The following is a 10332-nucleotide window of genomic DNA, read 5'->3' as shown; positions in this document are numbered from 1 at the left end:
GACGGCGGGGCGGGCGGCGAGGACGGCGGTCGCCGCAGGCGGGGCGCTGACGACGCGGGGACCGCGCGGGGCAACTTGCGTACACCCGGCGCGCCCCGGCGCACCCCCGGCCGGCCCGTGCGCCGCGCCTGCGGCGTCCTCGCCGGGCTCGCGCTGCTGCTCGCCGGTTGCGGGATCAGGCCGACGGAGGTGCCGACGGACGCGGGACCGGCCCCCTCGCGGCTGCCGTGCGTGCTCGACGAGGACGGCGTCTCGCAGCCGCCGGACACGACACCCGCGAAGGTCTACCTCGTGTGCGGGGCGCAGCTCGTGGTGGTGAACAGGTACCTCGCCGAGCGGTCGGCGCCGGGCGCGGTACCGGTGGCGCGGCAGCTCCTCGACCAGTTGCTCCTGCAACCCTCCGAGGCGGAGCGGCTCGCCCACTTCACCTCGGCCGTGCCGAGCGGCACGGCCCTGACCGGTCCGCGTCCCGGCGACCCCGCGCACACCCTGCGCCTCACCGTCGATCCCGCCGCGCTCACCGGCCCCGGCCTCGCCCAGCTCGTGTGCACCCTGGGCGAGAGCGCGGCGGCGACGGCACGGGGCACGGTGCTGCTCGGCGGCCCGGGCGAGAGCCCGGTCCGGGCGTACGAGTGCGACCGCGAGCTGCGCGGAAACCCGGCCAGGACGCCGGTACCGACGGTGCCGGTGGGGTAGCGGGGGCCCGGGGCACGGCGGACCGGGCGGGAGAGCGTCCCGGGCGGGGTTCTCCCGCCGCCCTCCCTCCGGTTCCCGCCGCCCTCCCCTCCGGTTCCCGTCGCGGGGGCTTTGCCGGGGTGAGGACGCCCACACGGCTGCCGGTGGAATGGCCGGAACCGGGTGACGCGGGGGGCGCGTCCTTGGGGGCGTGCAGCAGCCAGGGCCAGACGGCGGGGCGCGGACCATCCACTACCGCGCGGCGGGAGTCGTTCTTCTCGTCGCGCATCTGCTGTTCGTCGGCTGGTACGCGCTCAGGCCGCTGGACGTGCCGTGGGTGAGCGCGCCGAACACGACACCCTTCGCGACGGTGCGCGCCGATCTGGCGCTCGGTTTCCCCGGGGCGGTACGGCCGCTGGCCGCCGGTCTCGGGCTGCTCGCCCCGCTCGGGGTGCTGCTGCCGCTCGTCGGGGGCCGGGTCGAGGTGTCGGCCTTCGCCTCGCTGTGCCGCTCGACGCTGGCGGGCGGGGTGCTGGCGATGCTCCTGGAGATCGCGCAGACCGGGGTGCCTGGCCAGACCGTGGACATCGACTCCGTACTGCTCGCGCTCGTGGGGACGGCGACGGCTCATCTCCTGGTCGTACCGGCTCTCCGCCGCAGGGCGAGGAACCGGCGCGGCTCTCCTTCCGGCGTACGCCTTCGCCTCCACCCGGAGGGGGAGAACCCTGAGCCGTCTCAGGGAGGTCCCGGAGGGGTTTCTCCGGGTTCGACCCCGAGAATTCCCAGGGTCGGTACGGCACCTTAGGGGGATGCTCGTCCCGGTTCGTCCTCGTAGCGTGGAAGGCGTCGGGATCGCGGAAGGCGCCCCCGGCCGGAGCCGGAGGACGGCTCCGCACAGCCACCGACGGAGGAGCCCGCCATGAGCAACAGCACGTCCCTGGTCCGCCCCGCGCACGGCCGGATGATCGCCGGAGTCTGCGCCGGTCTCGCCCACCGCTTCGGCATCTCCCCGCACACGATGCGGGTCGTGTTCCTCGTCTCCTGCCTCCTCCCCGGCCCCCAGTTCCTCGTCTACCTGGCCCTGTGGGTCCTCCTCCCGAACGAGAAGAAGCAGGGCGGCGGGGCCCACCCGGCGTGGTGAGCCGCCGAGCCCGCGAGGAGGGGACGAGGACGCGTACGAGGAAGCCCCGGCCCCGGCGGGCCGAGGCACCCCGCTCGGCGCGGAGAGAGAACGAGCCCGCGTCGGGGCGGCGCTTCCGTCAGGCGCCCGTCAGGCGCCCTGGAAGAGCCATTCCGCGCGGAGTTCGGCGTAGCGGGGCTTGATGACCTCGTTGATCATGGCGAGGCGCTGGTCGAAGGGGAGGAAGGCGGACTTCATGCCGTTGGTGGTGAACCACTGGAGGTCGTCCAGGGTGTAGCCGAAGACGTCCACGAGGTGGCCGAACTCGCGGCTCATCGTCGTGCCCGACATGAGGCGGTTGTCGGTGTTGACGGTGCAGCGGAACTTGAGGCGGCTCAGCAGGCCGATGGGGTGCTCGGCGTAGGAACTGGCCGCGCCGGTCTGGAGGTTGGAGGTGGGGCACAGCTCCAGCGGGATGCGCTTGTCCCGTACGTAGGAGGCGAGCCGGCCGAGCGAGACGGTGCCGTCGTCGGCCACGGTGATGTCGTCGATGATGCGGACGCCGTGCCCGAGCCGGTCGGCGCCGCACCACTGGAGGGCCTCCCAGATCGAGGGCAGCCCGAACGCCTCGCCCGCGTGGATCGTGAAGTGGTTGTTCTCGCGCTTGAGGTATTCGAAGGCTTCGAGGTGGCGGGTGGGAGGGAACCCGGCCTCGGCGCCCGCGATGTCGAAGCCGACGACGCCCCGGTCCCGGTAGGCGTTGGCGAGGGTCGCGATCTCCAGGGAGCGGGCGGCGTGCCGCATCGCGGTGAGCAGCGCGCCGACCTTGACGCGCCGGCCCTCGGCGGCGGCGAGGCGTTCGCCCTCGCGGAAACCCTCGTTGACGGCCTCCACGACCTCTTCGAGGCCGAGCCCGCCTTCGAGGTGCTGTTCGGGCGCGTACCGCACCTCGGCGTAGACGACGCCGTCGGCGGCGAGGTCCTGGGCGCACTCGGAGGCGACGCGGAAGAGTGCTTCCCGCGACTGCATGACGGCGGTCGTGTGCGCGAAGGTCTCCAGGTACCGCTCCAGGGAACCGGAGTCGGCGGCCTCGCGGAACCAGATGCCGAGCTTCTCCGGATCGGTCTCGGGGAGCCCCTGATAACCGGCCTCACGGGCGAGTTCGGCGACGGTCGCGGGCCGCAGTCCGCCGTCCAGGTGGTCGTGGAGCAGCACCTTGGGGGCGCGCAGGATCTGGTCGGCGGTGGGCAGCGCGCGGGCGGCCTTGACGGCACGGTCGGTGGCCGCGCCCGGGCTGGCGGAAGGGCTGGGGCGTGTCATGGCGGCACTCTAACCGCCCCGCGCCTACGCGCGTAGACGAAGGGCGGGAAAGGTGCGCCGATATCCAACAGTGACCGTGCGGACGGGCAGCCTCCGGTCTCGTTTCTGTCAAGGTTCTTCCATGGCACAGCGAACGACGCCCGAGGACGGACCCCGCCTGGGGCGGATGACGGGAGCGGGCCCGGAGGCGGTGAACGCCGTCGTCCTGGTGCTGCCCTCGCGCACCGGGCGGGCCGGGGACGGATTCGGTACGGGGGCGACGGTACGGCGCCTGGCGCGGGCGCTCGCGCGGCGCGGCGCGAGCGCCGGGCTCGCCACGTACGCCGTGCGGGTCCCGGGCGGCGGGGACCCGGTGGACTCGGCGGAGCGGGCGGCGCGCTGGGCGGCGGACGAGAGCGTGCGGCGGCACGGCGACGTATCGCCCTCGCGGGCGCGCGCAGCGGGGCACGCGCGGCGCTGCGCGCGGCCGGGCACGAGGCCGTCACGACGGTGCTCGCGCTCGCCCCCAGACTCCCGGAGGACGACGACCCGGCGGCGGAGCCCGAGCCGGTCAGGCACCTCGCGGGCCGTCACGTCCTCCTCGTCCACGGCACCGACGACCGCCGCACCGACCCCGAAATCTCCTTCCGCCTCGCGGAGCGGGCGAAGAAGGCGAACCGCGACGTGTGCCGTTTCGAGGCCCACACGGACGGCCACTCGCTGCGCCGCTACCGCTCCGAGATCCTGGCCCTCTCCTGCGACTTCGCCCTCGGCTCCCTGTGCGGCCTCCCCTACGCCCGCACGGTCGAGGACGCCTTGGCGGCCCCGCCGCCGCTGGGCCTGCGGATGCCGCTGGCGGCGGGGTTCGGGGAGACGCTGCGGGAGTGACAGCGGTGGTGACGACGGCGCTCGCGGTGATCGGCACGCTGCTGGGCGCGACGGTGACGGGCGTCTTCCAGCACCTGGCGGCGGGCCGCACGGAGCGCGCGGCGGCCCGTGCCCGGTCGCGGCAGGACGCGCTCGACGCGGTGGCGGACCTCGTCGCGGCCGACTCGGCGCACCGTCAGGCGCTGCGGATGCGCCTGGAGGCCAAGCTCTCCGGCACGGCGACCGACGCCGAACTCTTCGAGCTGCGCACGGCTTCACACATCACGAGGGCCGCCACGAAGCGCCCGTACGCCCTCGTACGCCTCCTCGTCCCGGATCCCGGGGTGAAAGCGGCGGCCGACGCGATGATCACGGCGACGTACGACATGGTGGACGCACGCACTCCGGACGAGCTGGACACGGCGCAGAAGCGGTCCCGCACGGCCCACGACCACTTCATCGACACGGCGGCGGAGTTCTTCGACACGGAGCGCTGAGGCGAGCGGGGGGGGGCGGGAGCGGCGCCCGCGCAAGGGGCGTAGGCGGGCGATGCGCCTCGCCCGCGCTGCGGGCTTTCCGCTCCACCCGCTCCTGACGGGCCGGTACCTTCGTCAATACGGCGGTTCGCGACGAGCCATGCCGCCGCGGCTGGGATCCGCACCGCACGGCGAAAGGGACGTGGCGTGATGCTCGACGAGGCGCAGGAGATCGGACGGCGGGTGCGGCGGGCGCGCTTGCGACTCGGGATGCCGCAGGCCGACCTCGCGGCGGCGCTCGGGAGAACGCAGGGATGGGTCTCACGGGTCGAGCGAGGGCACATCGAGCTCGACCGGGTGAGCCTGCTCAACCAGATGGCCGCCGAACTCCACGTCCATCCCGACGACTTGATCGGCCGCCCGTACAACACCTCGCCCGCAGAGAACCAGTGGCAGGCTGCTGCCGCGTCGATCCTGCGCGAACTGCGGCGCTACGACCTCGTCCCGGTCTTCGACGGCACGCCGCGCGACGCCGCCCGCCTGTGGGAGGAGACGGCCCGGCTGCACCGCTTGCGGGACGCGGCGGCGAACACGTCGATCCTCCGCGTACTGCCCGATCTCCTGCGGGAGGCAAGGGCGTTGGCCGAGATCAGTGACGGCCGGGAACGCGAGGAGGCGTACGGGGTGTACGCGGTCGCCTGCAAGTTCGCGCACACGGCGGCGCACGCGCTCGGGCACCCCGAGCTGATCGCGATGACGTGCGAGCGTGCGGACTGGGCGGCGGCCCGCTCCGGGGACCCCGTACTCCCCGCCGTGACGGACTGGATGCGCGTGTGGGACATGTGGGCCACGGCCGACTGGCACGACGCGCTGGCACTCTCGGACCGGGCACTGGCCCGGGTACAGCAACAGTACGAGAGTGGAGAGCAGTTGGCGGTACGCGTATGGGGCTCCCTGCAACTGCGGGCCGCCGTTTCCGCCGCCAGGGCCGGGAGCAGGACCGAGGCAGAGGAACGCGTCGCGCACGCCAAGGACGCCGCGGCACGCCTGAGCACCCGTCCCGTCCACGACCGCCACTCGCTCACCTTCTCGCCGGGCAACGTGCACCTCCACGCGATCAGCGTCGCCATGGAAATGGGCGATCACACAAGGGCATTGACCATAAACCGCCGCACTCCACCGGCCCTCGTCGAAGCTCTCCCGCATTCCCGCAGGGGCCACCACCACATGGACCTCGCCCGCGCGTGGATGTGGGACGGCCACCGCGACAACGCACTGCGCGAACTGGAGACGGCCGAGCGTCTCGCCCCCCAGCTCATCCGCAACCACCCCCTCGCCCGCGCGACCCTCCGCACCATCGTCCACGCCGAACGCGCGGCCACACGCGAACGCCTGCGCAGCATGTCCAACCGCTTCCACCTGGACGGATAAGCCCGTATTCGCCCTGTTCATATTCACGTACGCACGGTCGTCGACACTGCCGTCGTGGCAGACATGACGGGGCATCAGCCCCAAAATTGGCAATCCCTCGCACCCCCGGTCGGCTCCCCCTTCCGCCCCCGCCTCGGGGACCTGGCTCTCGACCTGGCCAAGGACGGCCGCATCGGCGTCGTGGTCGACATCCCCGGCGATACCGCGTCCTCGTACCACCTGCGGGAGCCCGGCGGGGGCGGCGACTGGCGGGCTCCCGGGACCGGGGCGACGCTGCGGCCCGTAGCAGTCCCCGTCACGCACGTGACCCTGAGAAGCGCGGAGCCGGTCCTCGACCGCAGGGCGCGGCAGGTGGGCCTGGCGGTCGGCGTCCACCACGAGGACGGCCACAGTACGGACTCCCTCATGGTTCTCTTGTGGAAAGAGGCGAAAGACCTCTGTCAGGCGCTCACTCGCATGGTCGCCGAGGCTGCTCCGCCTGTGAGCGCCGAACTTCCTCGTACCGCCGAATCGGCGGCCACCGCCCGCATGTTGATCCGCGAAGTGCTCACCTACTGGGACCTAGCCCACCTCACCGAGCCCGCCGCCCTCATCATCTCCGAGCTGGTCGGCAACGCGGTCAAGCACGCGGAGGGCGGCGTGATCCGCCTCGCCGTGAAGAAGCTCGATGTCGAAGGCGTGCGCATCACCGTCTCGGACTGCTCCCACGCCCGCCCTCTCCCTCGCACGCCGTGCCCCGAGGCGTTGAAGGGGCGCGGACTCACCCTTGTCGACGCCTTCGCGTCGGCCTGGGGGACGGATCCGGAGCCCGAGGGCAAGCGGGTCTGGGCGGAGGTACGGGCGTGAGCGCCCCTCACCGTGAAGAGTGCCCGCGTTGCGCCGAGTTGAGGCGTGCGGAGCGGGCCGCCGAGGCCGTGGGGGACCACTCCCGTGCCACCGATTGCCGCGTGCTCGTCAAGCGGCACCCGCATCATCCCTCCGCGTAGGCGCGGGGCACCTGCCGAGGCTCTCCGCGTCGGCCGTCCCGGTCCCCCGGTGGGCGCCCCTCGGGCCGCCGTGCTGCCGCTCCGCGCCGGATGCCCCTCGGGTCGCCCGACTGCTGGGGCCGCCGTCCCCACGCCGCACACCCCCCAACCCCGCCCGGCTGCTGAGGCCACCGCCCCCACGCCGGACATCCCCCAACGCCGCCTGGCTGCTAAGGCCGCCGCCCCCACGCCGGACGTCCCCCAACCCCGCCCAGCTGCTGGGGCCGCCGTCCCCACGCCGGACGCTCCTCAGGTCGTCCGGCGCGGAGGCGGGTGTCAGATCAGGCCCTGGGCCAGCATCGCGTCCGCGACCAGTTCGAAGCCCGCGATGTTCGCGCCGACCACGTAGTTTCCGGGGGCGCCGTACCGCTCCGCCGTCGTGTGGCAGGAGTCGTGGATGTTGCGCATGATCTGGGCGAGGCGGTCCTCCGTGTGGGCGAAGGTCCAGGAGTCGCGGGAGGCGTTCTGCTGCATCTCCAGGGCGCTCGTGGCCACGCCGCCCGCGTTGGCCGCCTTGCCGGGCGCGAAGGCGACGCCCGCTTCCTGGAAGACGCGGACGGCCTCGGGCGTCGTCGGCATGTTGGCGCCCTCGGCGACCGCCTTGACGCCGCCCCGGACGAGGGCCCGCGCGTCCTCCTCGGTCAGCTCGTTCTGCGTCGCGCAGGGCAGCGCCACGTCGCAGGGGACGTTCCACACCCCCGTACCGGGGACGAACGTCGCGCCGCGCCGCTCCGCGTACTCCGAGATCCGGCCGCGCCGCACCTCCTTGATCTCCTTGAGCAACGCGAGATCGATGCCCTTCTCGTCCACGACGTAGCCGTCGGAGTCGGAGCAGGTCACGACGGTCGCGCCGAGCTGCTGGGCCTTCTCGATCGCGTAGATCGCGACGTTGCCCGAGCCGGAGACCGCGAGGGTCTGCCCGTCGAGCGACTCGCCCCGGCTGCGCAGCATCTCGGCGGTGAAGAGCACGCAGCCGTAGCCGGTCGCCTCGGTACGCGCCTGCGAGCCGCCCCACGTGACGCCCTTGCCGGTGAGCACGCCGGACTCGTGGCGGTTGGTGATGCGCCGGTACTGGCCGAAGAGGTAGCCGATCTCCCGGCCGCCGACGCCGATGTCGCCGGCGGGGACGTCGGTGTACTCGCCGATGTGGCGGTGCAGTTCGGTCATGAACGACTGGCAGAACCGCATGATCTCTGCGTCCGAGCGGCCCTTCGGGTCGAAGTCGGAGCCGCCCTTGCCGCCGCCGATGGGCATTCCGGTGAGCGCGTTCTTGAAGATCTGCTCGAAGCCGAGGAACTTGACGATGCCGAGGTTCACCGAGGGGTGGAAACGCAGTCCGCCCTTGTACGGGCCGAGCACGCTGCTGAACTCGACGCGGAAGCCCCGGTTGACGTGCACGTCGCCGGAGTCGTCCATCCACGGCACCCGGAAGATGAGCTGCCGCTCCGGCTCGCACAGCCGCTCGATGACGCGCGCGTCGACCAGCTCGGGCCGCCGTTCGAGTACGGGGTCGAGGGTTTCCAGGACCTCCCGCACGGCCTGGTGGAATTCGTGTTCGCCCCGGTTGCGGCGGAGGATCTCGGCGTACAGCGGCTCGACGAGAGTCATACGGGCTGCCTTCCCTGGCTCGGTGTCGCGTGTGTGGAGGCGCCCCGTCCCGGGGGCGCCGACGGTCCCCCTCGCCGTTGAGGACGTCCGTGGCGACATTCGTATTGTCCCAACAGCACGTCCGCCCTACCCCTCCCCCCTCGGCAGCAGCCTCCCCCGCCTGCCCAGGAGGAACCGTTTGAAGGCCGCGACCGGCGCCGTGTCCGGGGCGCCCTCGCGCCAGGCGAGGCCGATCTCGCGCACGGCACGGGGCGCCGTGATACCGAGCTGGACGACTCCCGGGCGGGGCACGGCCGGTGGCGGCAGCAGCGCCACGCCGAGTCCGGCGGCGACGAGCCCGCGCAGCGTCTCGGCCTCCTCCCCCTCGAAGGCGATACGGGGCCGGAAGCCCGCCCGCGCGCACAGGTCGTCCGTGATGCGGCGCAGCCCGTAGCCCGGTTCGAGCGTCACGAAGGTCTCCCCGGCCGCCTCGGCGAGGCGGACCCGGCGGCGCGCGGCGAGCGGGTGGTCCTCGGGGACGACGAGGTGGAGCCGCTGCTCGTCCACCCGGCGGGCGACGAGGCCCGGCTCCTGCGGGACGGGCGAGGTCAGGCACAGGTCCAGCTCGCCCGCGCGCAGGCGTTCGAGCATCGCCTCGCCGTAGTTCTGCACGAGCGAGAAGCGGACGCCCGGGTGGTCGGCGCGGAAGGCACGGAGCAGGCCGGGGACGGTCTCGGGGCCGAGCGTGTGCAGGAAGCCGAAGGCGACCTTGCCCGCGGCCGGGTCCGCGTCGGCCCGTACCTCCTCCGCCGCGCGCTCCACCTCGCCCAGCGCGCGTTCCACACCGGTGAGGAAGGTCCGCCCGGCGGGCGTGAGCGCGAGCGTCCTGCCGCGCCGCGCGAACAACGCGACGCCCAGGTCCTCTTCGAGGCGCGCGAGCGAACGCGACAGCGTGGACTGCGGCATCCGCATCTCGTGCGCCGCCCGCGTCACGTGCTCGCTGCGGGCCACTCCGGCGAAGTGCGCGAGGCGCGGCGCGAGCACGGCGGCCCACGACTCGGGATCGAGCGCGGCGACGGGGCGGGCGGACCGCTCGGGGAGCGAGGGGGAGGGGAGAGCGGGACGGGAAGGGGGCGGTGGGGGCGGACTGGTCATGGGGGGCCTCGGTGGGGTGCGGCGCGGACTCGGCGGGGGCCGGGGCGGAGTTCCCGGGCGGGCCGTGCCGCCCCGTACCGCCTCCTGCCTGCCGTCATGCTGCCACGGATCGTTTGCCGCTTTTCCATGCATTGGACGCATGAGCGCGCGGCTTCGTACGTTCGGGCCATGCCTGCCGTCATTACCGAGGCGCCCGAGGCCACCCGCCCGGACGCCCTCCGCCCCGTCCCCCGCCCCGTGTCCCCCGCCCCCGACGATCGCCGTCTGCACCCCGGCGGTCCCGGCTTCCGCCGCATGTCGCTCGCGCTCTTCCTCGCGGGCGTCGCGACCTTCGCGCTCCTCTACGCCACACAGGCCCTCCTGCCCCTGCTCTCCGCGGACTTCCACGCGAGCGCGAGCGACACGAGCTGGACCGTATCGGCCGCGACCGGCGCCCTCGCGCTCGCCGTCGTCCCGCTCAGCGCCCTCTCGGAGCGCTTCGGGCGGCGCACGATGATGACGGCCGCGCTCTGCGTCGCCGTCCCGCTCGCCCTCCTCGCCCCCTTCGCGCCCACCCTCGGCAGCCTCGTCGCGCTGCGCGCCGTCCAGGGCGCCGCGCTCGCCGCGCTTCCCGCGTCCGCGATGGCCTACCTCGCCGAGGAGGTGCGGCCCAGGGCGCTCGTCGCGGCGATCGGGCTCTTCGTCGCGGGCAACAGCG

General features: G+C 73.6%; 10 protein-coding genes and 1 pseudogene. 8 read left to right on the top strand and 3 right to left on the bottom strand.

Going from position 1 to position 10332, the window contains the following annotated elements:
• From SSBG_RS18900 to SSBG_RS18890, 3 genes are all read left to right on the top strand, one after another.
• The coding region (locus SSBG_RS18900) for a hypothetical protein (RefSeq protein WP_420790317.1) at nucleotides 1-696 on the top strand (696 nt) is incomplete at its 5' end.
• A 190-nt stretch (nucleotides 697-886) separates the two neighbouring features.
• Entirely contained in the window at nucleotides 887-1480 is a 594-nt protein-coding gene (locus SSBG_RS18895) for a VanZ family protein (protein ID WP_008747674.1), read from the top strand.
• 114 nt (nucleotides 1481-1594) lie between these two features.
• Complete coding sequence (locus SSBG_RS18890; protein ID WP_037870115.1) at nucleotides 1595-1816, top strand: PspC domain-containing protein; 222 nt, start codon at nucleotides 1595-1597, stop codon at nucleotides 1814-1816.
• Between the two features lie 129 nt (nucleotides 1817-1945).
• Here SSBG_RS18890 and SSBG_RS18885 read toward each other — a convergent pair whose 3' ends face one another.
• On the bottom strand, nucleotides 1946-3115 hold the full coding sequence (locus SSBG_RS18885) for an adenosine deaminase (RefSeq protein WP_008747672.1): 1170 nt from the start codon (nucleotides 3113-3115) through the stop codon (nucleotides 1946-1948).
• Between the two features lie 121 nt (nucleotides 3116-3236).
• On the opposite strand from SSBG_RS18885, the pseudogene SSBG_RS18880 reads away from it, so the two are divergent.
• The 4 genes and pseudogenes from SSBG_RS18880 to SSBG_RS32775 all read left to right on the top strand — a co-directional run bounded on the left by SSBG_RS18880 (nucleotide 3237) and on the right by SSBG_RS32775 (nucleotide 6714).
• Nucleotides 3237-3982 (top strand): annotated as a pseudogene (locus tag SSBG_RS18880) (alpha/beta hydrolase family protein).
• Nucleotides 3979-4458, top strand: coding sequence for a hypothetical protein (locus SSBG_RS18875; protein ID WP_008747669.1), 480 nt, complete (start codon nucleotides 3979-3981; stop codon nucleotides 4456-4458). Before SSBG_RS18880 ends, SSBG_RS18875 begins: the two are co-directional and overlap by 4 nt.
• A 189-nt stretch (nucleotides 4459-4647) precedes the next feature.
• Nucleotides 4648-5868 carry a helix-turn-helix domain-containing protein gene (locus tag SSBG_RS18870; protein ID WP_037870111.1) on the top strand — a complete coding sequence of 407 codons (1221 nt, stop codon included), beginning with the start codon at nucleotides 4648-4650 and terminating at the stop codon, nucleotides 5866-5868.
• A gap of 63 nt (nucleotides 5869-5931) precedes the next feature.
• Nucleotides 5932-6714: an ATP-binding protein gene (locus SSBG_RS32775; protein ID WP_106429361.1), complete on the top strand. Its 783-nt coding sequence runs from the start codon at nucleotides 5932-5934 to the stop codon at nucleotides 6712-6714.
• A gap of 455 nt (nucleotides 6715-7169) precedes the next feature.
• Here the strand turns inward: SSBG_RS32775 and gdhA are convergent, their stop codons facing one another.
• Both gdhA and SSBG_RS18850 read right to left on the bottom strand, forming a co-directional pair.
• Nucleotides 7170-8501, bottom strand: a complete 1332-nt coding sequence (gene gdhA / locus SSBG_RS18855) for an NADP-specific glutamate dehydrogenase (RefSeq protein WP_008747665.1) — start codon at nucleotides 8499-8501, stop codon at nucleotides 7170-7172.
• A gap of 126 nt (nucleotides 8502-8627) precedes the next feature.
• Nucleotides 8628-9635, bottom strand: a complete 1008-nt coding sequence (locus tag SSBG_RS18850; RefSeq protein WP_008747664.1) for a LysR family transcriptional regulator — start codon at nucleotides 9633-9635, stop codon at nucleotides 8628-8630.
• Nucleotides 9636-9803: 168 nt separating this feature from the next.
• Between SSBG_RS18850 and SSBG_RS18845 the strand changes: the two genes are divergently transcribed.
• On the top strand, nucleotides 9804-10332 hold a 529-nt coding region (locus tag SSBG_RS18845), incomplete at its 3' end, for an MFS transporter (RefSeq protein ID WP_037870110.1).

The sequence above is a fragment of the Streptomyces sp. SPB074 genome (assembly GCF_000154905.1).
Classification (GTDB): domain Bacteria; phylum Actinomycetota; class Actinomycetes; order Streptomycetales; family Streptomycetaceae; genus Streptomyces.
Note: the sequence above shows the minus strand (reverse complement) of the source record. Positions and strands in the feature narration are given on the sequence as shown.

What these genes read in the sequence shown, in the direction of transcription:
- SSBG_RS18890 (WP_037870115.1), top strand. Translation starts at nt 1,595, where the DNA reads ATGAGCAACAGCACGTCCCTGGTCCGCCCCGCGCACGGCCGGATGATC.
- SSBG_RS18885 (WP_008747672.1), bottom strand. Translation starts at nt 3,115, where the DNA reads ATGACACGCCCCAGCCCTTCCGCCAGCCCGGGCGCGGCCACCGACCGT.
- SSBG_RS18870 (WP_037870111.1), top strand. Translation starts at nt 4,648, where the DNA reads ATGCTCGACGAGGCGCAGGAGATCGGACGGCGGGTGCGGCGGGCGCGC.
- SSBG_RS32775 (WP_106429361.1), top strand. Translation starts at nt 5,932, where the DNA reads ATGACGGGGCATCAGCCCCAAAATTGGCAATCCCTCGCACCCCCGGTC.
- gdhA (WP_008747665.1), bottom strand. Translation starts at nt 8,501, where the DNA reads ATGACTCTCGTCGAGCCGCTGTACGCCGAGATCCTCCGCCGCAACCGG.
- SSBG_RS18850 (WP_008747664.1), bottom strand. Translation starts at nt 9,635, where the DNA reads ATGACCAGTCCGCCCCCACCGCCCCCTTCCCGTCCCGCTCTCCCCTCC.